The following is a 26,657-nucleotide window of genomic DNA, read 5'->3' on the forward strand; positions in this document are numbered from 1 at the left end:
TCAATGCGAAAATGGATGTGGGCTTTACTCTTAATCATTCCGGTGATTGAATTATTTGGTTTTATTCTGATGAGTGACTGGATCGGAGCCGGAAAGACATTGCTTCTCATGATTCTCACGTCCTTGATTGGTATAGCAATGTTGCAGTTTGAAGGGCGAAAAGTACTTGTAGACGCCAAATCCGAGATGGAGCGTGGCAAGGTACCTGGAAGAAAAATGGTCGATGGACTTTTTATTTTTGTCGGTGGTTTCTTGCTCTTGATTCCAGGTTTTGTAACGGATCTGATCGGGTTTACACTGATATTTCCATTAACACGTCCGGTTTATCGTCTGTTCTTCCTGGGATGGCTGGAGAAAAAAATGAAAAGTGGCAAAATTACGTTTTATCGTCGTCCGAAATGAAACACCAGTTGTTTTGCATAATGGAAAAGGCTCCGCTCAGCAGATGATTTCTGTTGAACGAAGCCTTTTCCGCTTTTCCTGTGTACTCATCGCATAGGATGATGCCTCATCGGACACGTCCGTTGATGATATACGTTCGGAGGTCGCGTAATACGTTAGCCCGATTGAACGCATCGAGAATCACGAGACTGACAGGGCCAATAATTAAGCCCAGAACACCGAACAACTTCAAACCCACGAACATGCCAACCAATGTGGCGAGTGGGTCGAGCCCTACACTACTTGCAAGTACCTTCGGCTCAATAATCTGACGGGCAATCAGTAAAATCAGATAGATAATACTAATGCCAATGCCCAGATACAGATCCCCGTTCATAAACAGGTATGCAGCCCAAGGTACCATGACCAGACCAACACCCAGGTAAGGAAGCAGATCGACCAGACCAATAAACAGAGCGATGGTAAATGCTGACTTCACTTGCAATATAAGCAGTCCAATCATGACAAATAGTGCTGTAATTGAGATCATGATCAATTGTGCTCTTACATACCCAAACAAGGCCTTTTTCAGGTCAGTCCATATATCTGATATGGGCTTGCGAATGGAAGAGGGCACCCAGCCCGAGACGGTGATACTATGCCGGGTCCAACTTTTGCTGATGAAGAATGTAGACAGCAGAACAACAATTAACACCGCGCCCATGTTGGGCAGGGAAGTCAGGAGACTCAGAACCATATTGAAAAATCCGGTGACCAGATCCGTCACGGCTGTACCTACCGTTTCGGTCGTTTTGCTGATATTGCTGTTAATGGTTTCCTGGTAGTTGGGATTCTCTTTGTAAAATTCATTGATCTGCCCAATCAAACTCTGAATGGTGTCATTCTGGGTCCAGCGCACAAATGTGTCCTTGATTTCATCCACATGAAGATCAAAGCTTGTCGTAAGTGAAATGACTTCTTTTACCATGCGGGTAATCGCCGCTGATAGCACCACCGCAATGGCACCAAAATAAACGATCAATGAAAGAGTCACAGCCAGCCAGCGGGGGAACCGTGCTCGATGCTGAAGCAGTTTCACTAATGGATTCATGGCATAAGCGATAATCCAGGCAATCGCAAAAGGATACAGAAGCGGGAACAGCAAGTATATGGCAACAGCGATCAGAATGGTCGCAATGATAACCCATAAGCCGCGGAGCAGACGTTTCAGTATAATTTTATCCAAGCATCAACTCTCCTTATTTCAATTAAGCCGACCTATGTATGATCTATAAAACAGTATTAAGAATAGATGGCTATCTTAATTAATATAGAGCATTTACCACGTTTTGAAACGCCGGAAGGTTACCAGAGCTTGTTTAAGAGCTAACATTTTGAGCAAGCTCCGCCTGGATTCTTTCTTTTGCCTAGAGTATGCCTTAGTATTACAGAATATAGCAATATAAAGTTCTTCATACGACAGAATTGTTTAAAAAACATTAAATGTCAACCTTGTTTTTGTAAAGGCTTTCAAAAATGCTTTATCGGTCCGATAAAGAAGTTTGATGTGCGAATGAACTCTCATCATGTTCACATAAACGACAAAATCCAGTATGATGTTATAAGTAAATACCGATTGACAGATAGGAAAACCGCATTTTGAAATATTTGTTAATTTTAAAATGAAAATGTTTACAAAAAGAGGATAGGTGCACTTTGGCACTTATATGCACTCTGGAATGGTTCCTGATTTCGCTTATTAAAGGAGAGATGTAATATGACAGCTACCAAAGGTCTGGAAGGCATCGTTGCAACAACCTCTTCGATCAGTTCTATTGTAGACGGTGTGCTCACATACCGTGGTTACGATATCGACGATTTGGCTGAACATGCCAGCTTTGAAGAAGTTGCCTATTTGTTGTGGTTTGGTAAATTGCCAACAACGGATGAACTGAAATCCCTTCGTAAAAGCCTGAGCGATTACGCGCCGATTCCGAGCGAGTTGATTGCACAAATCCAATTGTATCCGAAAAACGTCAGTACCATGGCAGCACTTCGTTCCGCTGTCTCTGCACTTGCACTGTACGACGAGCAAGCTGATGAGATGACAACAGAAGCGAATGAGAACAAAGCGGTTAAGTTGCAAGCACAGTTGCCAACGATTGTGGCAGCCATCGCCCGTATCCGTCAGGGAAAAGAACCTGTGGCTCCAAAAGAAGGCGCTTCCATCGCAGAGAACTTTTTATATATGATGACTGGTGAAGAACCATCCGAGATCGCAGTGAAAGCATTGGACCAAGCCCTTGTCCTGCATGCGGATCACGAGTTGAATGCTTCGACATTTGCAGCTCGTGTAACGGTTGCTACGCTGTCGGATATCTATTCCGGTGTAACTTCCGCCATTGGCGCACTGAAGGGACCACTGCATGGTGGTGCTAACGAAGCCGTTATGAAAATGTTGAATGAGATCGGTACGCCTGATCGTCTTGAAGCGGCAATTCAGGAAAAATTGAATAATCGTGAAAAGATCATGGGCTTTGGACATCGGGTGTACAAAAACGGTGATCCACGTGCCAAGCATCTACAGAAGATGTCCAGAGAACTTGGCGAGATGAACAATGATACGCGCCTGTATGATATGTCAGTGAAGATCGAGGAACTGGTTACAGGACAAAAAGGACTGAAGCCTAACGTAGACTTCTATTCTGCTTCTGTATATACCCAACTGGAGATCGAACAGGAATTGTTCACTCCGATCTTTGCCATCAGCCGGGTGTCTGGATGGACTGCGCATATTTTGGAACAGCTTGCGGACAATCGCATCATTCGTCCACGTGCGGAGTACACTGGCCCTACAGAACAGAAATACGTTTCTATTGAACTTCGCTAATAGCCACAAAAACAGTATAATAATATGGACGAGGTGAAGGGTTGGAAAGTAGAGGCGTTACTAGCTTAAGCTCTCAGGACCCTTCTCTCCACAAGACTAGTGGTATGATGAATACTGCATATATGAAACCTAGGAGGAATTTTAACTATGAAATTAGAAAAATTTGCTCACCCAACTGAAGGCGAAAAAATTCAAATTGATAACGGTACACTTCAAGTACCTAGCAACCCAATCATTCCATTTATCGAAGGTGACGGTACAGGCCGTGATATCTGGAAAGCTTCCAAACGTGTATTGGATGCAGCTGTTGAAAAAGCCTATGATGGCAACAAAAAAATCGCATGGTATGAAGTGTTTGCTGGACAAAAAGCATTCGATACATACGGTGAGTGGTTGCCGAATGATACATTGGAAGCCATTCGTGAGTATATCGTAGCGATCAAAGGACCATTGACTACACCAATCGGTGGCGGTATCCGTTCCCTGAACGTAGCCCTGCGTCAAGAGCTTGACCTCTATACTTGCTTGCGTCCTGTTCGTTATTTCGACGGTGTACCTTCTCCGGTTAAACGTCCTGAGCTGGTAGACATGGTTATTTTCCGTGAGAATACGGAAGATATCTATGCAGGAATCGAGTATGCTGAAGGTTCTGAAGAAGTGAAAAAAGTGATCCAGTTCCTGCAACAGGAGATGGGTGCTAACAAAATTCGTTTCCCTGAAACTTCCGGTATTGGTATCAAGCCAGTTTCTTCCGAAGGTTCAAAACGTTTGGTACGTGCAGCAATTCAATACGCAATTGATCATAACCGTAAGAGTGTTACCTTGGTACACAAAGGTAATATCATGAAATTTACCGAAGGTGCCTTCAAAAACTGGGGATACGAAGTGGCTGAAGAAGAGTTCGCTGACAAAGTATTCACTTGGGCACAATATGACATCATCAAAGATAACGAAGGTACAGATGCAGCGAATGCAGCACAAAAAGCCGCTGAAGATGCTGGTAAAATCATCGTAAAAGATGCGATTGCCGATATCGCTCTGCAACAAGTATTGACTCGTCCAGGCGAATTTGATGTTATCGCAACCTTGAACCTGAACGGTGACTATCTGTCCGATGCACTTGCAGCGCAAGTTGGCGGAATTGGTATCGCTCCTGGAGCGAACATCAACTACGTGACAGGACATGCTATCTTCGAAGCAACTCACGGTACTGCACCTAAATACGCGGACAAAGATGTCGTGAACCCTGGTTCCGTTATTCTGTCCGGAGTAATGTTGCTTGAGCACTTGGGATGGCAAGAAGCAGCTAACCTGATCTACAAAGGTATGGAAACATCCATTAACAATAAAACAGTAACGTATGACTTTGCACGTCTGATGGATGGCGCTACTGAAGTGAAATGTTCTGAATTCGCGGATCAAATCATTAAAAACCTGTAAGGGGAGATGTGAATCTTGACTATTCAGCGCAAAAAAATCACAGTAGTCGGCGCCGGTTTTACCGGCGCCACGACCGCATTAATGCTTGCCCAAAAAGAACTCGGGGATGTTGTGCTGGTTGATATTCCTCAGCTGGAGAACCCGACGAAGGGGAAAGCACTCGATATGATGGAGGCAAGTCCTGTTCAAGGATTTGACAGTCATATCGTCGGTACTTCCAACTACGAAGATACTGCAGGTTCTGAGATTGTAATCATCACCGCTGGTATCGCCCGTAAACCGGGTATGAGCCGTGACGATCTGGTCAATACGAATGCGGGTATTGTGAAGTCCGTTTGTGAAAATGTGAAAAAATATTGCCCTGATTCCATCGTCATTATTCTAAGTAACCCGGTAGATGCGATGACTTATGCAGCTTATCAGACCCTTGGTTTTCCTAAAAACCGTGTTATTGGTCAGTCAGGTGTTCTGGATACAGCACGTTATTGTACCTTCATTGCGCAAGAGCTGAACGTATCTGTTGAAGATGTTCGTGGATTCGTTCTTGGTGGTCACGGAGACGATATGGTGCCTCTCGTTCGTTATTCGAGCGTGGGAGGCATTCCAATCGATACCCTGATTCCGGCTGACCGGATCGAATCCATCGTGCAGCGCACCCGTGTTGGCGGTGGTGAGATTGTGAATCTGCTTGGTAACGGCAGTGCGTATTACGCACCGGCGGCTTCACTTGTTCAGATGACCGAAGCGATTTTGAAGGACAAGAAACGTATCATTCCAGTCATCGCTTATCTTGAAGGTGAATATGGCTATCATGATCTGTTCCTCGGTGTACCAACCATTCTGGGTGGTAACGGCATTGAGAAAATATTCGAGCTTGACCTGACAACGGAAGAAAAAGCAGGCTTGGATAAATCTGCTGATTCGGTTCGTAACGTCATTTCAGTAGTAAACCTGTAAGTTTGAGAACTTTTTGAACAGAAGCTAAAAGAAAACCTCCGGTAACCCGGAGGTTTTCTTTTCTTTGGATAAGATCCCCAGTATAATGGGATGTGATGTATAGCACACCGAAAATGTTGAGGAGGATGAAAATTTTGACAATGATTATGTATCTGCTCCATATTATTGGAGCACTGGCGATGGGATTTTATTTGATTCTGCCATTTGTGGTCGGTAAAATCCGTACTTTGAATGCTGCAGCACAAGAGGGAGCATTTGCATCGCTACGTTCTTTGAACAAAGTCGCGCAGTATGGACTTGTAATCCAACTTCTAACAGGCGGTTACCTGATGACAAAAGGTGAGTATTCTCATGTCTGGATGGCTGTTGTTGTTGTCCTTCTCTTGGCCATTGCCGCTATTGGAGGAATTATGGGCAAACCGCTACGACTCGCTGCAGAAGGTGTGAAAAACAAGCGTGATGTAGGTCCTGAGCAAAGCAAGATCCGTATGTTCAGTACACTTCTGGCTGTATTCTTGCTTATCATGGTGTATCTGATGGTGAATAATCAGGTCATCTAAGTGCGTAGCGGACGGTTAATCCATCCTACAACGATGTATTAGTCTCCATTGCTTAAGCGTTTGCAAACGTAATTAGGACAAGCTGAATGGGATGTAAGATAGCGTTACGGGAAACAAATGGAAAATAGACAGCCACATCGGCTGTCTATTTTTGTTATTACCAAGTTGAATCAGCATTCCTTGTTTTATTTGAGTTGGTACTACAGCAGTCTTTACCATACATATCATCGTCCATGCTCCATCAGGTAAGGTCTACATGGGTTAGGTTGCACTCATAGCATATGCACACACAGCATTTCGACCATTCCGCTTGGACTCATAGAGCGCAGTATCAGCATCACGTAACAAGGATTCCAGCGAATCAATGCCTCCATTGTATTGGGAGATACCAAAGCTTGAGGTCAGCGTAATAGGATTTCCCTTAACATCTAAGGGGGAATTCAACAAGGCAACTCTCAGTTGCTCTGCAAGTTCTTTGGCTTCTTGAAGAGAGGTATCCGGAAGGGAGATAACGAATTCTTCTCCTCCATAACGGGCGAACAACATCTCAGGGCTCAAATATCGATTACATACAGAGACTACATGGATAATGGCCTGATCACCTACATCATGTCCATAGGTATCATTGATGCGTTTAAAATAATCGATATCAAATAATATAAATGAAACAGGCTGCTGATTAAGACGAGCCTCGCTTAACATCTCCCGTCCTTTATGCAAAAAATGAGTGCGATTATAGATTTTGGTCAGACCATCGAAATAAGCCAGTTGTTTTAGCTGTTCTTGCAAGAAACGTTGTTCTGTTATATCAATGAGCATAATGAGGCTACCCACGATCTGTGCATCCTTGTTATACACATAAGATGTTCTGACCTGATAACAGACGGTTTCACCTGCTAACTGCCAGTACAGATCCGTTTGCAATCCTTCCTTCTCGTATTGAACGGGAAAAGTCTCACCGGCAAGAGTAAGCCATATCTCATCCAAGGGTTGTCCAATCATGGTGAGGTTAAGCTCTGGCAACATGTCACGAAGTGATCGATTATAATCTACCAGACGATTGGAACTATCCAGTACAATAACTCCTTCGCGCATGCTCTCGAAAATACTGTCTTTAGCAATCGGCACGATGGTCAGGAGACGAGAGGATAGAATGGCCCAGATATACATCGCAGATGTAATACACATGAGAACCGGCACGGGGTCCATCCCACCAGGTGTCAAGCCAAGCAAATACAGAAAAGCTGCGACCATAGGAATAATCTGTGAAGTAATCAGTGTAAGTAATTGTCGACGGTACATCTTCTTGGTGTGTTTCCATTGACCGATCAGAATGAGGCAGGCACACAACAGACATGAGAACGTGAATGCGCCGTGTACAACATACCATTGACCTACTGCGATATCCATCAGAGGTACGGGACTATCTTCTCTCAGCCATACTTTCTTATAAAAAAGATGATGAAAATCATTGGTTGCTACCATACATAGTGTAATGGAAGGGATTACAAACAATGCGGCAGTGGCCTTTTTGGATAACGTTTTTCCTGTATATTTTATCATCAACATGAGGCCAAGAGATGCGGAGAAGGGCATGCCTATATACTCCACGGTGGTCCAAAACTTCATCTGCTCGAGCGTGTTGCTGGCCAGCTCAATTGCATATCCAAACGTGTATATGGAGAGTGCTGCTGTGTAGAGGATGAATATTTTGGAGCTGGGGATCTCGGATCTTCTGAAATAGGTATATAAACACAAAAAGACATTCAGCACGGCTGAAGTGGCTACGAGTGTTATATATGAATTAATATGCGATTCCATTGTCAGGTCTCCATGTTAGATTAGGATGATTAAACCAGTAAAAATGATAGCTAAAGCATATCTGTATACTGTACATTGTACCTCAGCCCAAGGAGCATAGGAATACACTTTGTATCATGAAACAGTCTAATTTCGAATAAATTTCGAATTCTGGCAATACAGGCTTTGAAGCAAATCGATTGTTTGATATCCAAAGAGCGTGGTAAATAACGAATAGAAGGTAGGACGCTGATAGAGACAGCACGCCGAGCCTTGAGTTGCTTTTCATCACAGAAGAATAATCTGGACTGTTCATGCCATCCTACAGAATGAGACTTTTTCAGAGAACGAAAGACAAGGAAGGTTACAGCTAAAGTCCGTGTCTTCTGTAATCCAAACATGTTCACATTTTGAGAGGAGAATGTTAGATGTCAACCACACCACAAAACGAAAAAACAATGCCAGCACAGCATCAGGATCAACGACCTGGAATCGAGTCGGAGATGCATCCTAGACCCGAATTTGAAAAGCCTGAATATAAGGCAGCAGGTAAACTGACGGGAAAGGTAGCGCTCATTACAGGGGGTGACAGTGGGATCGGACGGGCTGTAGCTGTTACATACGCCAAGGAAGGCGCAGATGTCGCCATTGTATATCTGAGCGAGCACGAAGATGCCAAGGAAACGAAGCGCCAAGTGGAACAAGAAGGACGCAAGTGTATCTTGATAGCTGGAGATATTGGTGATGATGCCTTTGCGAAGAAGTCGATTCAGCAGACGGTGGATGAATTGGGCAAACTGGACATTGTCGTGAATAACGCTGCGGAACAGCACCCACAGCAGAATCTGGAGGATATTACACCAGAGCAACTGGAGCGAACATTCCGTACCAATATCTTCGGCATGTTCTATGTGACGCAGGCAGCTCTGCCACATCTGAAGAAAGGCAGTACGATTATTAACACCACATCCATCACAGCTTATCGCGGCAGCCCGACCTTGCTTGATTATTCATCTACCAAAGGAGCAATCACTTCGTTCACTCGTTCTCTGTCGATGAATGTGATTGAGAAGGGAATTCGTGTTAATGCCGTTGCACCAGGGCCGATCTGGACACCGCTCATTCCATCCACCTTTGACGAGAAAAAAGTAAGTGAGTTTGGCGCAACCCAGCCGATGAAACGTCCAGGGCAACCGGATGAACTGGCTCCCGCATATGTGTATCTGGCTTCGGATGATTCATCGTATGTGAGTGGACAGGTAATGCATGTAAATGGCGGTGAAGTGGTAAACGGGTAATGCTTTAAGATGATTCGGAATCCGTATAGGATTGATTATATAGAGAGACGTATCGCATTCAGCATGGCTGAGCGGTGCGTCTTTTTTATATCAGGGAATTGTGCAAGTCTAAGATGCGGTTTAGCAGCTGTTTACAAAAGTCTGCATCTGCGTTGATACATATATGATATGGTACGAATAGCTTTGCTGACTGGAATCTCTCTAATCTGTGATATGATAGATCGAGCAATTATACTTGGAGGGATAAGTCATATGAAAATGAGCAAACAGAATGCAGCGCATTATATATGGGGTGCACAGTGCGATGGCTGGCACCTTGTTCAAAACGATAAATTGAGCATCATTCATGAGCGAATGCCTGCAGGAACGACTGAAACACGACATGTTCATTCGGTAAGCCGTCAGTTTTTTTTCATCCTTAGTGGTGAAGCATATATGGAACTAAACGGAGAAATGTTCGTGCTGGAAACCCATGAAGGAATTGAGATTGCACCCGGAATGCCGCATCAGATGATGAATCGTAGCAACGAAGAAGTGGAGTTTCTCGTTATTTCCAATCCCGGCACCCGTGGTGACCGAATTGAACTGGATTCAATATAGAGCCAATTATTAGATGTTAATCTGATCATAAAGGAAGAGATAGATGAGACCGTTCCGAATTCGCCTTGCCATCATTATGATGGTGCTGATCGGTGTATCCGTCATTGTAGCTGGATATACAATGGGCAGAGTGTTTAAAACTACGCACATAACCGCATTGGAGCAAACCATGGTGCGGGAGATTAATTTGCTCAAAGCCACGTTTCCCTTCCATGATGCAAGTGATCCAACCTCGGAAGCCACACGAAAGTACTATTCAGATCGGGCGCTGGAACTGGATCGCCTCACGGATTCCCGGGTGACCTTCATCAATAAAGACGGCACCGTCATTGGAGATTCCGAGAGTAATCCGGCAGCGATGGATAATCACTTGAACCGGGAAGAAATTCTGGGTGCGGTTGGGGATGGATACGGGCAGTCCATACGGTACAGTGAAACACTGGGACAGGACATGCTGTATGTAGCACTACCTGTCAATTCGGATCAAAGTGACATGATTGAAATGCCCAGCGGCAAATTTGATGGCTACATCCGTCTTTCAATGAGTCTGCATGCGGTTGATCAGGGTCTTCAGCGTGGTTGGATGATTATGTTTGCTGCACTTGGACTGCTGTTCTTAATTGTCGCATTTGTCAGTTATCGGGTTGCACGCGGACTAACCTCCCCGATTGAGCATATTACAAAAGTGGCTCATCGAATCACCAAGCTGGAATACGATGCGAGAGTTGATGTAACGCGTAGAGATGAGATCGGACAGTTGGGGCTTGCGATCAACGGAATGGCAGACAGCTTGCAGTCCCAGCTGAAGACGATTCGTGACAATGAAGCCTTGCTACAGAGCGTCCTCGCGAACATGACCGGAGGCATTGTCATGATCGATGCAGGGCAATCCATTGCATTGGTTAATCGGGAAGCAGAGCGTATGCTTGGTATTCAGGCAGGAAAAGTTACGGGTAAGCCTTATACTGAATTGAAAAGACACTACGAATTAACACGTACCATTGAAGAGAGTGTTGCACTGAAAGATCGGATGCACGAAGAAGTGAGTGTGTTCAACCCGGAGGAAAAACTGATCCGTATTGATGGCGTACCCATGTCGGAAGATGATGGCGGGTATCGAGGCATGTTGTTCCTGTTGCAGGACGTGACGGCGATTCGCCGATTGGAGTCGATGCGCAGTGAGTTTGTCGCGAATGTCTCACATGAGCTTAAAACACCTGTTGCTGCGGTCAAGGGCTTTGCCGAAACGTTGCTCAGTGGCGGGGTACAGGATAAGGAGACGGAGCGTTCATTCCTGAAAATCATCTATGATGAAGGAGATCGACTTAACCGATTGATTGGGGATATTCTGGAGTTATCCAAAATCGAATCCAAACGCGCGCCTTTGCAATGTTCACCGGTTCATGTACACTCTTTCTTCGAAATGGTGCTGGGCACCCTGTCCAAGGTGGCGGAGAAAAAGCAGATTCGTCTGGAAATGCATGTTCCGGAGGAACTGTACATTGAAGCGGATGAGGACAAGATGAAGCAGATCTTCATCAATCTGTTATCCAATGGAATCAACTATACCCCGGATGGCGGACGAGTGAAGTTACAGGTGACAATGGATAACGACGATGAAGTGGTCTTTGCGGTGTCGGATACTGGCATTGGCATACCGAAAAAAGATCTGCCGCGGATCTTCGAACGATTCTATCGCGTTGATAAAGGCAGATCCCGTAATTCAGGGGGCACGGGCCTTGGACTTTCCATCGTGAAACATCTGGTGGAATTGCATCATGGCAAATTGTCTGTTGAGAGTGAGCTGGGCATGGGGACAACGTTCCGTGTGATCCTTCCATTCATTCAGGATGAAGAGATCTAGACATAAAGTAGGAAAATGTAAAAAGGTTGTTTTGTTTTACACCGCGTTAACAATTTAGTGCTATGATAGAAAAAGTGTTGTGGCAACAGACAACCTATGAAGAGAGAAGGGGTATCATGGCACAGCGTTTGCTAGTTATTGAGGATGAACCTACATTATCGAGATTACTCACGTATAACCTGACACAGGAAGGTTATGACGTTACGGCAGAGGATCACGGATCTGCAGGATATGATCGGGCCTTGTCTCAGGAATTTGATCTCATTTTGCTTGATCTGATGCTTCCGGGCATGAATGGTCTGGACATTCTGAATAAGTTAAGAATACAGGGGGTAAGTACACCTGTTATCATTCTAACCGCCAAGAACGGTGAAGCCGAGGTAGTACAGGGACTGAAATCGGGTGCCGATGATTATATTACCAAACCATTTGGTGTATCTGAGTTATTAGCCCGAGTGGATGCCGTATTAAGACGTTATTCCAATGGTGAAGACTTACCACAGCCTGATGACAAGGATGGTTCACGAATTATTCTGGGAGAGCTTGAGATTTATCCTCTGAAATATGAAGTGACACTGGGTGGACAATCCATCAGTCTGCGTCCGAAAGAATTCGAAGTTCTTTTATATTTGGCCAAAAAGCCGGGTGTGGTACTGACAAGGGATGATCTGATGAACGCGGTGTGGGGCTTCGATTATATCGGAGGTCAACGAACAGTGGACGTACACGTCAGCTCATTACGCAAAAAGCTGGAGCTGGACCCAGAATCGGTTCACATTGATTCCATTCGTGGTGTAGGTTATAAATTGGTTGTGAAAAGAAAAACTCCCCATCATTCAAGTTAGCAATGATCGGGGAGTTTTATTTTACATTCGTTTAACATAAAGGAGGATGTTCCTTTACGTAGAGGGAGTAGCATGGACTTATCTGGGTGATACTTTATACCTACATAATCTATCTCAAGACGGAGCTAATACGTAAAGGAGATTGCGCATTTATGCCCATGTTGCTCGAAGTGAAACCTGACCAGCCTCATGTTGTTTTACATAACGAAGAATTAACGACGCCTGAACAACAGTATCATGGAGTAACGGTGGTTGCTGAAGAACCTGTAATCCATCTGCAAGACTATTACCGCCAGGTTCCTGTCGCCGGAGTCCACACAACCTGTGGAGAAGCAGCGACGATGATGAATCAGGGTCAGGAGTACCCTTGCATTGTATTATGTGATGAGCAGATGAAACCTACTGGATTGTTAATGAGAGAGACGTTATATCGGATGTTAAACGGCCGTTTTGCCGCAGATCTATTCTACCGTAAGCCGGTCATACAAGTCGTGAACACATCACCGGTTATTGCAGATATTCATATGGAAGCGACCACAATTATCGATATCGCACTTGGACGGAATGAACAACATTTCTACGATTGTCTACTCGTTACGGATCAGGATCGACTGCTCGGTGTGCTGACGATGCGTGATGTGATGTCGCTCTCCCGCAGATTGCAACAAGCGTCTTCCGAAGAACGTGTTCGTACGGTATCGGAGAGCAGGCAGGAGATAACGAGAATTAATGAAGCAGTTACCAAGCTGGTGCATGCAGCGAATCAGACCGTTCATGAGGCCCGGGAGATCATGGCATTGTCCAAGCGGGGCGAAGAGAGTTTGAAGCATGTCGATGCTTCCTATAACCAGGTACATCAGCACATGGAGAGTCAAGGACAACATGCGGATCACATGCTGAATTCGATCAAAACAGGCTCAGGCATGGCACATTCCATTCGATCCCTGGCAGATCAGAGTGGGCTCCTTGCCCTGAATGCTTCCATCGAAGCAGCACATGCCGGTGAATATGGACGAGGTTTTCAGATTGTTGCAGGCGAGATTCGAGCGCTGGCGAAACAGACCCGTGAAGTTGCAGGCAACATGTCTTCATTGCTGGAGAATATTGGTGGACTGACCCTTCAGACCGTAGAACTGGTTAAGGCAAGCGGAGCGGAGATTGATGACAGTTCGGTACATGTCACTGCAGGGGGAGCCACGTTCCGGCAACTGAACAGTGCGGTGAGAGATCTGTCCCGTATAGCAGAGGAAATTGCCATGGAAGGCGGAAAAGCTGGAGAAGTCGCAGAGCATATTCGTACAAAGCTGGATGAGATGGTTTTGAATAGTGAGTAAAATATAAGGCAATCCATAAGGCTAAGGCAGACATCAGGAATCAGATTGATCCATTACGCAGATCATGAAGGTTAAGGATGTCTTTTTACATTCCGTTAACATGAAAGTGATACGGTTTTTACAATGAGAGGGTAGGATATTAAAGATGGCCGAGTAGCGATGAACGATTATCAGCATCGGTCTCAACGTAAAGGGAGTTTTCGTGTCCCTGCAGCGAAGGAGAAGTGAACATCCATGAAGGACCTCATTCACATTGATAAACTTAATTTATACTATGATACGCATCACGCGCTTAAAAATATATCGATGGATCTGCCGGAAAAAACGGTTACTGCGTTCATCGGGCCGTCAGGTTGTGGTAAATCGACATTGCTTCGCACATTGAACCGGATGAATGACATGATTCCGGGTGTTCGTGTGGAAGGACAGGTTATGTTGAATGGCTCCGATATCTACAGTAATGAGATTGAAGTGGAGACACTGCGCAAACGGGTCGGCATGGTGTTTCAACAACCGAATCCGTTCCCTAAATCTATTTATGATAACGTCGCTTATGGACCACGCTTGCATGGGGTAACCCAGAAGGCTGAACTGGATCGGTTGGTGGAACAGAGTCTTGTCCATGCGGCACTGTGGGATGAAGTGAAGGATGTATTGAAAAAGTCGGCACTGAGTCTGTCTGGCGGACAACAGCAGCGTCTCTGTATTGCACGGGCGCTGGCTGTACAGCCTGACGTTCTGCTGATGGATGAAGCAACGTCGGCACTCGACCCGATCTCCACGTTGAAAATTGAGGAGCTGGTGAAGGAATTGCATCACAAGTACACCATCGTTATGGTTACCCACAATATGCACCAGGCGGCACGGGTATCTGGACGCACGGTATTTTTCCTGAATGGTGAAGTGGTGGAGGCAGCTGATACGGAGACGTTATTCTCCACACCGCAAGATTCCCGAACCGAGGATTATATCTCTGGAAGGTTCGGTTAAGCGAGCTGAGTTGGAATGATCCCGGCATAACCGGAGACGATGGATAAGGAGGACATGAAATCTATGATTCGCAGAAAAGAATTTGATCAGGAGCTTGAAGAGCTGCGTACCTTGCTCAAGCAAATGGGTGAACATGTAGGAGCAGCACTGGATGGGGCTATTGAGAGTTTACAAACGATGAACGCGGAGAAAGCTCAGGTCATCATCAAGAATGATGCGAATCTGAATGCCCTTGAAGACAAAATTATGGAGCTTGGCTCCAAACTGATCATTACACAACAGCCGGTGGCGAAGGACCTCAGACGTATTATCGTGGCTTTCAAAATCTCCAGTGATCTGGAGCGTATGGGAGATCTTGCTCTCGACGTGGCGAAGGTGACACTCCGGATGGATGGACAGAAGCTGATTAAACCTCTGGTGGATATCCCGCAGATGGCAGAAATCGTGAAATCCATGATTGATGAATCCATCGAATCTTTCCTGAAAGAAAACACAGATCTGGCCTACAAAATGGCTCAGACGGATGATCAGGTCGATCAACTGTACAGCCACATGATCAGTGATCTCTACACGTTAATGACAGAGCATCCGAATCAGGCTTCTCAGGCTATGCTGCTGATGATGGTCGGACGTTACATTGAACGTATTGGCGACCATGCAACCAACATTGGTGAGAGCACGGTATACCTGGTCACAGGTAAACGTCCGGATCTGAATCAATAGAAGAGTATTGCTTTGGCTTTGGAATTGGGGAATCAGTGCTGATTAAGTAATGCAATCATATGAATGGAAAAGGACTTTCTCTCAGGTAGGCTGTGTACAGCTGTCTGTGGAGGAGGTTCTTTTTTGCGATTAAATGAAGTGAAAAGAGGCTATTCTTTTTGATGTGACAGGTGGGTATGGTATCATGAGAATAGATGTAATTTGAAGAGGTTGACCATATAATACGCGAGGTGCTGGAATGGACAAGTTTATTCTCATAGATGGAAATAGCATTATTTACAGGGCGTTTTTTGCAATGCCGCCTCTGACCAACTCGAAAGGTCTGCATACCAATGCCGTATATGGCTTCACCACGATGCTGCTGAGACTGCTTGAAGAGCATAAACCTACACATGTGATGGTCGCATTTGATGCAGGCAAAGTTACGTTCCGACACGAAGGATATCAGGAATACAAGGGTGGTCGGGAGAAAACACCACCAGAGTTGTCAGAGCAATTCCCATTGCTCAAAGAACTGCTGAAAGGACTTGGCATTGCCCAGTTTGAGCTGGCAGGATTTGAAGCGGATGACATTATCGGGACGTTGACCAAACGCGCAGATGAAGCGGGCAGACAGGTGCTTGTTGTATCGGGTGACAAAGATATGCTGCAGCTTGCCTCTGAACATGTACATATCGGACTGACACGTAAAGGGGTAACCGATATTGAACTGTATGATCCTGCTCAGATTAAGGAGCGTTATGGTCTGACGCCGCTGCAAATCATTGATCTCAAAGGTCTGATGGGCGATGCGTCTGATAATATTCCGGGTATTCCCGGAGTCGGAGAGAAAACAGCGTTGAAGCTGCTGCACCAGTTCGGATCGGTGGAGGATGTGCTGAATGGTACAAGTGAACTGAAAGGCAAGATGAAGGAAAAGATCGAGGCCCATGCCGAAGATGCCCGGATGAGCAAGCAACTCGCGACAATTCACCGGGAAGTTCCGCTTGAGCAGACGTGGGAGGATATGCAATTCGGCGGTTTAAAAGAAGAACAGGCTGGCCCTGCACTGGCCAAGCTGGAATTCAAATCCTTGCTCGAACGTCTGTCGTTCAGCGGCAGCCTGGCTTCTGAACAGGAAGCGGTCCCTGCTGCCGAGGTAGAGTCCTCCATTGCAACAGAGGACAACATAGGCGAGCTGTTCAGTTCCCTGGGTTCCATTGATGTCCTCCACGTGGAGACACATGGGGATAACCCGCACCAAGCAAAATTGATTGGACTTGCTGTAGGTTCCGCTGGAACCTACACGTTCATATCTCCCGAATTGCTTCATTCCGATGCTGCTGCTTCAGTGCGGGAATGGCTTGGTAATTCAGAACAACCAAAGCGCGGGTATGATCTTCATCGTGTAGACCTGGCTCTACATGCACATGGAATTGAATTCGCTGGCGCATCATTCGATGTACAGCTGGCTGCTTATTTGCTTGATCCAACGGAATCCAACCAGACAATTAGTGGACTCACAACCAAGTATGGTCTGCCATCACTCGTGGAGGATGACACGGTTATGGGCAAAGGGGCCAAGTATAAGGTGCCGGAAGCAGAGATCCTGGGCGATTTCCTTTGCCGGAAAGCTGCTGCTGTGGCAGCGATTATTCCTCTCCAGGAACAGGCGCTGGAGGGCGATGAGATGAACTCACTTTTCCATGAGCTGGAGATGCCGTTGTCGCGTATTCTGGCAGATATGGAGAAGCAGGGTATTAAGGCTAATACAGCCGATTTGCAGGCGCTGGGAAGCGAGTTCGAAGAGCATATCAGCAGACTTATGGCTGAGATTTACAAGTTGTCAGGGACAGAATTCAATCTGAATTCGCCGAAGCAACTGGGGGAGATTTTGTTCGACAGACTGGGCTTGCCGGTCGTGAAGAAAACAAAAACAGGCTACTCCACAGATGCTGAAGTATTGGAGAAATTAGCGCCTTATAATGATGTGGTTAAGCATATCCTGCAATATCGTCAGCTTGCCAAGCTGCAATCTACTTATGTGGAAGGACTGCTCAAAGAGATCTCCGATCGAGATGGCAAGGTGCATACGTATTATCGTCAGACCATTGCTGCAACGGGACGACTTAGCAGTCAATTCCCGAACTTGCAGAACATTCCGATTCGGATGGAAGAAGGTCGCAAAATCCGGAAGGTATTTGTTCCTTCCGAACCCGGTTGGTCCATTTTGGCAGCAGACTATTCCCAGATTGAACTGCGTGTTCTGGCACATATTTCGGACGATGAGCGCTTGAAGGAAGCATTTGTCAATGATATGGATATTCATACGAAGACTGCTTCGGATGTATTTGGCGTGAAGCCTGAGGATGTGGATGGGGATATGCGTCGTTCCGCCAAGGCAGTTAACTTTGGTATCGTATATGGAATAAGTGATTATGGCTTATCACAGAATCTGCACATTACTCGTAAAGAGGCAGCGCAGTTTATTGATCAGTATTTTGAAGTATTCCAGGGTGTGCGCCGATATATGGATGACATTGTGAAAGAAGCTCGCCAGGATGGTTACGTTAAAACGCTGCTTGAGCGACGTCGTTACCTGCCAGAGATTAATGCCAGCAACTTCAATCTGCGCTCCTTCGCAGAGCGTACGGCGATGAACACACCTATTCAGGGAACTGCGGCAGATATCATCAAGCTGGCCATGGTACAGATGGATGAAGCACTGCGGGAACGCAAGTTGAAGAGCCGTATGTTGCTTCAGGTGCACGATGAACTTGTGTTCGAAGTGCCTGCCGATGAATTGGAGCTGATGAAAGAACTCGTGCCTTCGGTCATGGAAAAAGCATTGGAACTGTCAGTTCCGCTGAAAGCTGAAGTCAGCTTTGGGGATAACTGGTACGAAGCGAAATAATCAAGCAGCGCGCGGTTTTTCCGGTATTTTACAATCGGACCTTCCATGTTAGAGATATAAGAAAAGGGTCCCGCTGAGCGCCATCTTCCGTTATAATATAGGGGAGGTGAGAACATCATGCCGGAATTACCGGAAGTCGAAACAGTCAGAAGAACATTGAATCAACTTATTGTGGGCAAAACGATTGATCATGTGACCGTTAGCTTGCCGCGAATTATTCAGCGGCCGGACGACATAGATGCATTTGCAATGGAACTCGCGGGACATACCGTAATTGGCGTGGAGAGACGAGGCAAGTTTTTGCGTATTTTGCTGGACGGGCTGGTGCTTGTCTCCCATCTGCGGATGGAAGGAAGGTACGGCGTGTACGAGCAGCATGAAGATGTGGAGAAGCATACACATGTAATCTTCCATTTTAATGATGGTACGGAATTGCGTTATAAGGATGTACGCCAGTTCGGTACGATGCATCTGTTTAATACAGGTGAGGAACTGATATCGAAACCTTTGCTGAAGCTGGGATTGGAGCCGCTTGATCCGGCCTTTACGGTAACCGCATTCCGTGAGGCGGTGGGCAAGCGAACAACCAAAATTAAAGCTGTGTTGTTAAATCAGGCATATGTGGTGGGTATCGGGAATATTTATGTGGACGAGGCTCTATTTCGCGCCGGCATCCATCCTGAGACCATCGCCAAAACTCTGACCGAGGCGCAGTTAACGGTGCTTCATGAAGCGATTGTGGCTACGTTGCAAGATGCAGTGAATGCAGGGGGTTCATCCATCAAATCCTATGTGAACGGACAGGGTGAGATGGGCATGTTCCAGCATCAACTGAAAATCTATGGACGCAAATCGGAGCCTTGTGCAACATGTGGTACGTTAATTGAAAAAACGGTGGTTGGTGGTCGTGGTACGCATTTTTGTCCGAACTGTCAGCCGCTGAACTTGAACTGAATGAACGAAATGATGAAATCATAGCACCCTTGGATTCCTCCCTCCATATACTGATATGGCAGAAATAAGCGGGCGTATACCCATACTGGCATCTTCAGTTGGCACGAGTACCGCACAGAGGAGGAGTCCGGGGTGCTGCATCATTTTATTTCATTGCTGGCGCTTGCTTTGGCGCTTAGTTTAGATGGTTTTGGAGTCGGGATTACATATGGGTTACGGAGGACGAAGATTCCCCTGTTATCTATCGCTGTTATTTCGATCTGTTCGGGATTGGTTATTGCCTTGTCGATGCAAGTTGGTGTGCTGTTGTCCCATGTCGTGTCACCGGATATCGCTTCCATTGTGGGCGCCGTTATATTGATAGGTATTGGTGCATGGTCACTGTTGCAACTTATTCGAAAGCAAGGAAAAGAACAGCTGGAAACAGGCAACGGAACGGATGAGGGAACAGAAGAAACAAAGGTTAACGCGATGGGAAACGTACAAGCGACGCTGCCGGATTCCAAGGGCAGGAATCAGGTGCTTGCACTGGATCTGGAGCAATCGGCTACGGGTGGTTCTCTCGAACGAATGGTATTTACACTGGAGCTCCGTAAGCTGGGGGTCGTCATTCAGATCCTTCGCAGCCCTTCCAAGGCGGATATGGATAACTCGGGAAGTATATCTGCTCAGGAAGCGATGTGGCTGGGGATTGCCCTGTCTCTGGATGCGTTTGGAGCAGGCCTGGGAGCGGCTCTTTTGGGATTCCCCACGCTCTGGACGGCACTCATTATTGCCCTGTTTAGTGGGGCGTTTCTGTCACTTGGCATGAAGGTTGGACTACGATTCTCAGCCCTGCGCTGGATGCGAAGACTCTCTGTATTGCCGGCACTATTGTTAATGATTATGGGAATAATGAAGCTGTTATGAGGTGAAACGATGAATATAGGCTTAACCGGCGGGATCGCGACAGGCAAAAGCAGTGTTTCCGCCTATCTCGCCAGTAAGGGAGCGTTGCTCATCGATGCAGACGTTATTGCCCGGGAAGTTATGATGCCCGGGCATCCCGTGTTGGCCGCCGCTGTTAAGCGGTTTGGACAAGCCATACTGAACGAAGATGGAACACTGGATCGGAAAAAGCTTGGAAGTCTTGTTTTCCAACAACCAGAGGAACGAAAGGCATTGGAGGCTATCACACATCCGGCGATCCGTAAAGAGATGCGTGAACGGGCTGCTGCATATGCGTTGCAACATCCGGATAAACTTGTGGTATCTGATATTCCATTGCTCTACGAATCGGGTCTGGAAGACGGCTTTGAGGAAGTCATGGTTGTCTATGTACCGAGAGCGGTTCAACGAGATCGCTTGATGAGTCGGGATGGAATGACTGCAGCGCACGCTGAGGCACGGATGGATGTACAGATGGATATTGAGCGCAAAAAGCAGTTGGCTGACATTGTCATCGATAACAGCGGTTTATGGACTGAGACGGAGCAGCAAATTGACTCATATCTACAGCGTAAGGGTTTGTTATGAGAATATTGCGCAAGAAACGAGTACTGCTGTTGATGTTTGTGTCCTTTGTATTGGTGTTATTTCTGAATACAAACTGGATGGCATGGTTCTATCCGATTCATTATAAGGAAGAGATTCGTGCCCAATCTCAGAGCTATGAGGTTGATCCGTTTCTGATTGCTTCCATTATCAAAGTGGAGACCAATTTCAAGACAAGCAAGGAATCCAAACGAGGTGCCATTGGACTCATGCAGCTGATGCCGGACACGGCCAACTGGATATTGGAACAAGCCAAAATTCCCGACACTTCACTGGAGGAATTGAAGCACGAGCCTGAACGAAATATTCAGTTAGGCACATGGTATCTGCGCAATCTGTCCGATCAATTTGGTGGCAATGAAGCGGTTATGATCGCTGCTTATAATGCGGGTCCAGGAAAAGTGAATAGTTGGCTCAGAGATGGTGTATGGGATGGCTCGTTCGATACGGTAAAGGATATTCCGTTTGGTGAGACGCGTCACTATGTACAAAGGGTCATTTATTATTATAATCAGTATGTAAAGATCTATAATACGTTCTAAGTATATAAGTAGAAGCACAGAGCAGGCCGGTTGTTCACCGGCCGCTCCATGCTCCTCTGTGTAGCGTATTACGATGCAGATATTATTGGTATTGACCTGCCAATTGCTGTTCTGCAATTGTTACCAGACGCTTCGTGATGTATCCACCGATCGAACCGTTCTCGTAAGAAGTCATGTTACCTTGGTATCCGTCTTGTGGGATGCTGATTCCGAGTTCTTGAGCAACTTCATATTTCATTTGCTCGAGTGCTGCGGAAGCTTTAGTTACCACCAGGTTGTTGGAGTTACCGTTGCTTTGTGCCATTGCTGTTCACCTCCTCGTGAGTTGGTAAAAGTATTATGTCTCGGCAATGCATTTTTCATTACAAAATCAAGACAGGGAATATGTGGTAAAAAGTAAAACGTGGGAAGTGATCTGATTTGAAGTGTCCTTATTGCGGTTATATGGGTACCAAAGTGCTTGATTCGCGTCCGGCCAACGAAGCGAAATCCATTCGCCGTCGCCGGGAGTGTGAACAGTGTGCCCGAAGATTCACAACGTTTGAGATGATTGAAGAAACTCCATTGATTGTTATCAAGAAAGATGGCAGCCGGGAAGAGTTTAGCCGGGACAAGATTCTTCGCGGGCTTATTCGTGCCTGTGAGAAACGTCCAGTCTCCGTTGAGACGTTGGAGATGATGGTATCTGAAGTCGAGAAATCCCTGCGTAATACAGCTGATGCTGAAGTGGAGAGTCGTCAGATTGGTGAGCTATTGATGGAACAGTTGTTTCCAGTCGATGAAGTGGCGTATGTCCGTTTCGCGTCGGTATATCGTCAGTTCAAAGATATCAATATGTTCATGAAAGAACTGAAATCCCTGTTGTCCAAAGACGATCTGGAGGATTAGTGAAGTGGGAAAGGGAGAAGAGCAGTCTGGAGTTCCAGTCCATGTGTACCAGTGAAATCGGTTGTTCTTCTCCAATCATTTTGGATCTTGAAAAATTGATTGACAGCGAAAGCTGGATTTTATATGATATAGGAGTCGCCTGTGGAACGTTAGCAGTGTTGGACAAGTTATCTATTTCATATCCTGGGGCCTTAGCTCAGCTGGGAGAGCGCATCGCTGGCAGCGATGAGGTCAGGGGTTCGATCCCCCTAGGCTCCATAACGAAGAACGCCATCACATTAGTGTGATGGCGTTTTTTATGTGGTGAAATAAATCAGAACATGATTAATGAAGTAGAAGGAATTGGGGACGTATATTCTAAATACCAAAAATCGAGGGTTTAAAGTCCTGACCGGGGAGTTGTCAAAAAAAGTGCATTTTGAAAACAGGAGACCCATCCGGCTTGATATTGTCCAACCGGGAGGGGTCTCCTTAATTCTGTATACGCTTTCACTTAGCCAGATATTCAACAAACCTTACAAAGATCGTGGCTACTTCGGCGCGGGTGGCGGTGGCTTTGGGAACAAAAAAGTTGCCCGGTTTGCCTAATACAATGCCGTTGCCTTGAAGCGTCTGAACGGCCTCCAACGCCCAGGAGCTGATCTCACTCTGATCCGTGAAGGGTTTAGAGTAGCTTTCAGGTATCTCATAGCCCTTGTAGTTCATGTAGTTGTAAAGTATCACCAGCAGCTGCTCGCGCGTTAACGGCGAATTGGGGTCAAACAGGTCTGCGTTTGTACCGTTGACTATGCCTTTTTCGGCCGCCCACTCGGCTGCCGCGGTGTACCATTGTCCGTCCGTCACGTCATTAAAGCGGGAACTCGTGTAGCTGGAGAGGTTTACGTTCTCAAGATTGGCCAGTACCTGCACGAACATTGCACGCGTCATTGCGCTGCCCGGTGAGAACATTGTGGACGTCGTGCCGTTGAAAAGATCGTATGTGTAGGCGAAATTTATATCGTTGTAGAACCAGTCTTCCATGTTGGCATCCCTGAAAGGGTTGCCCGTTATCACGAGGAAGCCCAGTGGGGTGGCATCATCGAACACCAGCTCCGTACCCTCACGGATGTTCAGTGACATGCCGTTGTTTAAACCGACTCTTGCTCCGTCCGGTCCTACCACAACCGCTCCGCTGCTCCGTATCTTCGATCCACCGTGGAGATGCACCTGGTTGCCGTTTGACAGGTTCACATGCGCGTCTTTACCGCCTACTATGACTGTACCGTCGCTCGCGATCGTTGAGCCACCCGAAATGATCACTGTGCTGATGCCTCCAGGTAGTGTCACTTCGGCGCTTTTGTCTTTCGGAATGGTTACCTCACCGTTTGCGTCTATCGATGTGCCTTCGGGTACCTTAATCTTCGTCCCGCCTTTGGTCGCAATCTCGCCGCCACCGGGGAGGGTGGTGTTGCCATTTTTGTTTGTGACCGCGGGTTTATCCTTCGGTGTATTCACTGTGTAGGTCGACTTCGAGGTTCCGGTTCCAGGGTCTGTCCCGATGCCTGTATTGTCGGTGTTGCTTGAATTATCAACGTTGCTTGTATTACCGGTGTTGCCCGTATTGCCGCCAGAATCAGGTACAGTGGGAGTCGTCGTCTTCATCGGTGTCGCCGTAGCACTGATCTCCGCGCCGTCTCCCTTCGCGTTCACCGCGATGATGGTGAAGTTGTAGCCTTGGCCGTTTGTCAGATTGTTGAAGGTATATTTGGTCTCCGCCGCTTCCAATGCAACCGGTGTTACATTTCCATACCATACCTTGTAGCCCAATATCGCGCTGCCACCATCGTCAGCAGGAGCATTCCAGCTCAATGTGACCTGTCCGTCACCCGCTGTCGCTTTGAAGCCACTCGGTGCATCAGGCACGGACGGTTTTCTCTGCACGAACATCCAATCAAAGACGTCTGTGTAATCGTTGTTCCAAGCCGGCAAGTTAGAGGACTGCGCCGTGGGAGCTATGCTCCAATTCCCCATAGTGATCTGGTTATAAAGCACCGCCGCTTCAACTTCATGTGCTATATAATCAGCCAGAACAGGTGTGTTGGCCGGATTCGGCCTCAGATTCGGCTGATCAAATTGATTGTAGGGCCACGTAAGAGCCTCATTACTCTCAAAGCGCGAAGCCCTCGCGTTGACCATTTTTGGCATATTGTTATTGATGAAGTTATTGAGGTTCGTCTGGTAGCTACCAACATTATGAGCATTTAAAAACATCCAATAGGCCAGGGTGTTGTGAGCGTCATTGTCTTTAGCGTTCGGGGAACCGCTTACCGGGGCCATAGGTGCGGCGGCAGCGAAGAAGCCGGGATAGCTATTAACTAAGTTATTCGTATACTGGCCACCCCATGAGAAGCCTGCAGCGTAAATACGGTTAGGATCTACTTCACCGCTGGCAATCAGGGCGTCTATGACCTTCTTAACATTTTCTGTGGAGGGAACAGATACGCCATTATAGGAAAGATTCAGTATATGGCTGGCGTACTTATCGGGATTTTGCTCCATCTTTTTCATTAAAGCGACGGAGCCGTTGGCGGATTTCATGGCCGCTTTTTGGTCTGTCGCAGCGTTTGTGCCGCCGCGTGACATGCCGTGGGTATATACATACAGCGGCAATCCTTTCATCACGTTACCGTCTTCATCCTTGTGAAGGTAGAGCGAACGATTGACCGAATTGTCCGTGAATGTTGTAAATTTATCGAGGATTGGATTCACCACTTTTTCCTGTTCAAAAACCACATTGTGAAGCGAATTCCCTTCTGTCAGTACGATTTCGCCCTTTTGAACAAGGGTGTAGACCTGCCTAGTCGAGTTACTGCTGCCATCCAGCGTTGTACTGCCGCCGCTCTCTGAATAAAACTCAGACTCAACAACGATGTAACGACCGCTCGTCAGTCCGTCCTGATAATCTGGTGAATGGCTAATCGGCCCGACATAGCCGCGTACCTTTGGCTCGTCATTAGCGTATACCCTTGTGATTTTGCGTGGTCCTTCAAAGGTCACTGCTTCGCCGTTCAGGGTCGTGTTCCTAGCCGATAAGGCAAATAAATCCGGATTAAGCGCGGAGCCTAACGCCGACTTCCCCTCGCCTAAATCAATGATAACAGCCGTTGTGTACTCGCCACTGGCGAAGTTGTCATTCCATACGATAAAGGGAAGTATCCCCGCGTCCGGATCGTTTTTGAATGTCACATGAATGGCATGATCAGCCTCAATATTCGTAAAGGTATAAGTGCCAGCAGATAGAGTCACGGTCTGGCCGTCTACTGTTACGGTATCCACAATTTTGCCGTAATCGGGGGCAAACGTAATTTCTTTGTTAGAGCCCCGATCTACTCTCAGAACATCCCCGGGTGGGTTCGACATGATTGAGCCGCCCGGTCCCGCAGTGGCGGTAATTGATAATCTGGTGTCTAATTCATTGGCTGGGATGAGCTGCAGGCTGTCTGTAAATGAATCAGAGCTGGTGTAAGCTGCGTCTGGAACTCCAAAAGAGGAAACGACTTCATAGCGGTCACCGCCGTTTTCTGTCGAGTTATTAATATAGACCTCAAAGGTAAGCTGTCCCTCCTCAAAGGTCAAATTTCTTTTGGGTATTCTCATTTCCACGATGTATCCGGTTTCCGTAATCTGGGTCCATGCAGCCCTGCCTGGAGCGGCCTGCCCTGAAAACACACCCGTCGAGCTGACTCGCCATTGATTTGAGCCGCTGGTTCCGGTACCAACATAAAACTCCAGGCTGTCATACCGATGATCTGCGCCAGCTCCCTGATATAGATTACTGTCATTCACAACTACGCGGGCATACAGGTAGTCATGATCCCAAAGGATTCTTGCTGTGCCCGTGGCATGGGGTCTCGGGTCGGTGGGTACCGTGCTTTTGTTGATGTGATGCTCCATGGTTTGGTCCCAGAGGGGATCATTTGACCCGAGTTCGGGAGTTCCAAAAATGGCGGTGGGTGTTTCATTCGCTTCTGCGTTCTCGATGTTGTCAGTGGCGGCAGCATAGCTGGTAGGCATTAGCGACGCTACCATGACCAAGCAACAGAGGAATGCGAGCATTCTGCTAAATCGTTTTGGCATAAATGAAAATCCTCCTTATTTTTTTGATCCGGTTCGCCCACGGCTTACC

General features: G+C 46.7%; 22 protein-coding genes and 1 tRNA gene. 19 read left to right on the plus strand and 4 right to left on the minus strand.

Features of this window, described 5'->3' with window-relative positions; all coding sequences use genetic code 11:
- Positions 1–3 precede the first annotated feature (3 nt).
- A complete protein-coding gene (locus MKY85_RS09510) occupies positions 4–402 on the plus strand; it encodes an FxsA family protein (RefSeq protein WP_076209101.1) in 399 nt (132 codons plus the stop codon).
- Between the two features lie 106 nt (positions 403–508).
- On the opposite strand, the gene ytvI is transcribed toward MKY85_RS09510, so the two are convergent.
- Positions 509–1,627, minus strand: a complete 1,119-nt coding sequence (gene ytvI / locus MKY85_RS09515; protein WP_339303181.1) for a sporulation integral membrane protein YtvI — start codon at positions 1,625–1,627, stop codon at positions 509–511.
- Positions 1,628–2,158: 531 nt separating this feature from the next.
- Between ytvI and citZ the strand changes: the two genes are divergently transcribed.
- The 4 genes from citZ to MKY85_RS09535 all read left to right on the plus strand — a co-directional run bounded on the left by citZ (position 2,159) and on the right by MKY85_RS09535 (position 6,228).
- The gene (citZ, locus tag MKY85_RS09520) at positions 2,159–3,271 is read left to right on the plus strand and encodes a citrate synthase (RefSeq protein WP_342572452.1); all 1,113 of its coding nucleotides are present in this window, start codon (positions 2,159–2,161) and stop codon (positions 3,269–3,271) included.
- 147 nt (positions 3,272–3,418) lie between these two features.
- On the plus strand, positions 3,419–4,711 hold the full coding sequence (icd, locus tag MKY85_RS09525; RefSeq protein ID WP_076330335.1) for an NADP-dependent isocitrate dehydrogenase: 1,293 nt from the start codon (positions 3,419–3,421) through the stop codon (positions 4,709–4,711).
- 15 nt (positions 4,712–4,726) lie between these two features.
- A complete protein-coding gene (mdh, locus tag MKY85_RS09530; RefSeq protein WP_150365727.1) occupies positions 4,727–5,668 on the plus strand; it encodes a malate dehydrogenase in 942 nt (313 codons plus the stop codon).
- Positions 5,669–5,802: 134 nt separating this feature from the next.
- Complete coding sequence (locus MKY85_RS09535; protein ID WP_124113831.1) at positions 5,803–6,228, plus strand: hypothetical protein; 426 nt, start codon at positions 5,803–5,805, stop codon at positions 6,226–6,228.
- Between the two features lie 261 nt (positions 6,229–6,489).
- On the opposite strand, the gene MKY85_RS09540 is transcribed toward MKY85_RS09535, so the two are convergent.
- The gene (locus MKY85_RS09540) at positions 6,490–8,049 is read right to left on the minus strand and encodes a histidine kinase N-terminal 7TM domain-containing protein (protein ID WP_339241012.1); all 1,560 of its coding nucleotides are present in this window, start codon (positions 8,047–8,049) and stop codon (positions 6,490–6,492) included.
- A gap of 407 nt (positions 8,050–8,456) precedes the next feature.
- Between MKY85_RS09540 and MKY85_RS09545 the strand changes: the two genes are divergently transcribed.
- The 12 genes from MKY85_RS09545 (at position 8,457) to MKY85_RS09600 (ending at position 21,604) form a co-directional block, all read left to right on the plus strand.
- Positions 8,457–9,326, plus strand: a complete 870-nt coding sequence (locus MKY85_RS09545) for an SDR family oxidoreductase (protein ID WP_342572453.1) — start codon at positions 8,457–8,459, stop codon at positions 9,324–9,326.
- A gap of 252 nt (positions 9,327–9,578) precedes the next feature.
- Complete coding sequence (locus MKY85_RS09550; protein ID WP_339241017.1) at positions 9,579–9,926, plus strand: cupin domain-containing protein; 348 nt, start codon at positions 9,579–9,581, stop codon at positions 9,924–9,926.
- Positions 9,927–9,969: 43 nt separating this feature from the next.
- Positions 9,970–11,790 (plus strand): ATP-binding protein, encoded by a 1,821-nt coding sequence (locus MKY85_RS09555; protein WP_339260130.1) that lies wholly within the window; start codon positions 9,970–9,972, stop codon positions 11,788–11,790.
- A 116-nt stretch (positions 11,791–11,906) separates the two neighbouring features.
- Entirely contained in the window at positions 11,907–12,635 is a 729-nt protein-coding gene (locus MKY85_RS09560; RefSeq protein WP_339241021.1) for a response regulator transcription factor, read from the plus strand.
- 152 nt (positions 12,636–12,787) lie between these two features.
- The gene (locus tag MKY85_RS09565) at positions 12,788–13,969 is read left to right on the plus strand and encodes a methyl-accepting chemotaxis protein (protein WP_342572454.1); all 1,182 of its coding nucleotides are present in this window, start codon (positions 12,788–12,790) and stop codon (positions 13,967–13,969) included.
- Between the two features lie 234 nt (positions 13,970–14,203).
- Positions 14,204–14,959 (plus strand): phosphate ABC transporter ATP-binding protein PstB, encoded by a 756-nt coding sequence (gene pstB, locus MKY85_RS09570; protein WP_339260134.1) that lies wholly within the window; start codon positions 14,204–14,206, stop codon positions 14,957–14,959.
- A 63-nt stretch (positions 14,960–15,022) separates the two neighbouring features.
- Positions 15,023–15,682 (plus strand): phosphate signaling complex protein PhoU, encoded by a 660-nt coding sequence (phoU, locus tag MKY85_RS09575; RefSeq protein WP_017689478.1) that lies wholly within the window; start codon positions 15,023–15,025, stop codon positions 15,680–15,682.
- Positions 15,683–15,920: 238 nt separating this feature from the next.
- On the plus strand, positions 15,921–18,575 hold the full coding sequence (gene polA / locus MKY85_RS09580; RefSeq protein ID WP_339303172.1) for a DNA polymerase I: 2,655 nt from the start codon (positions 15,921–15,923) through the stop codon (positions 18,573–18,575).
- A gap of 117 nt (positions 18,576–18,692) precedes the next feature.
- Positions 18,693–19,529 (plus strand): DNA-formamidopyrimidine glycosylase, encoded by an 837-nt coding sequence (gene mutM / locus MKY85_RS09585; RefSeq protein WP_339303171.1) that lies wholly within the window; start codon positions 18,693–18,695, stop codon positions 19,527–19,529.
- Between the two features lie 90 nt (positions 19,530–19,619).
- The gene (locus MKY85_RS09590) at positions 19,620–20,438 is read left to right on the plus strand and encodes an MntP/YtaF family protein (RefSeq protein WP_342573322.1); all 819 of its coding nucleotides are present in this window, start codon (positions 19,620–19,622) and stop codon (positions 20,436–20,438) included.
- Positions 20,439–20,447: 9 nt separating this feature from the next.
- Positions 20,448–21,044, plus strand: coding sequence for a dephospho-CoA kinase (gene coaE, locus MKY85_RS09595; protein WP_342572455.1), 597 nt, complete (start codon positions 20,448–20,450; stop codon positions 21,042–21,044).
- The gene (locus MKY85_RS09600; RefSeq protein ID WP_315936545.1) at positions 21,041–21,604 is read left to right on the plus strand and encodes a lytic transglycosylase domain-containing protein; all 564 of its coding nucleotides are present in this window, start codon (positions 21,041–21,043) and stop codon (positions 21,602–21,604) included. The genes coaE and MKY85_RS09600 overlap by 4 nt, the downstream gene beginning before the upstream one ends.
- Before the next feature lie 82 nt (positions 21,605–21,686).
- On the opposite strand, the gene MKY85_RS09605 is transcribed toward MKY85_RS09600, so the two are convergent.
- Entirely contained in the window at positions 21,687–21,908 is a 222-nt protein-coding gene (locus MKY85_RS09605) for an alpha/beta-type small acid-soluble spore protein (protein WP_017689472.1), read from the minus strand.
- A gap of 116 nt (positions 21,909–22,024) precedes the next feature.
- Here MKY85_RS09605 and nrdR point away from each other — a divergent pair, with 116 nt between their 5' ends.
- Together nrdR and MKY85_RS09615 are read left to right on the plus strand one after the other, a co-directional pair.
- Positions 22,025–22,492, plus strand: a complete 468-nt coding sequence (nrdR, locus tag MKY85_RS09610) for a transcriptional regulator NrdR (protein ID WP_036609807.1) — start codon at positions 22,025–22,027, stop codon at positions 22,490–22,492.
- Positions 22,493–22,677: 185 nt separating this feature from the next.
- Positions 22,678–22,750, plus strand: a tRNA-Ala gene (locus MKY85_RS09615).
- A 231-nt stretch (positions 22,751–22,981) separates the two neighbouring features.
- On the opposite strand, the gene MKY85_RS09620 is transcribed toward MKY85_RS09615, so the two are convergent.
- The gene (locus MKY85_RS09620; RefSeq protein ID WP_342572456.1) at positions 22,982–26,608 is read right to left on the minus strand and encodes an S-layer homology domain-containing protein; all 3,627 of its coding nucleotides are present in this window, start codon (positions 26,606–26,608) and stop codon (positions 22,982–22,984) included.
- Positions 26,609–26,657 lie beyond the last annotated feature (49 nt).

Source organism: Paenibacillus sp. FSL R5-0749 (assembly GCF_038595085.1).
GTDB lineage: Bacteria > Bacillota > Bacilli > Paenibacillales > Paenibacillaceae > Paenibacillus.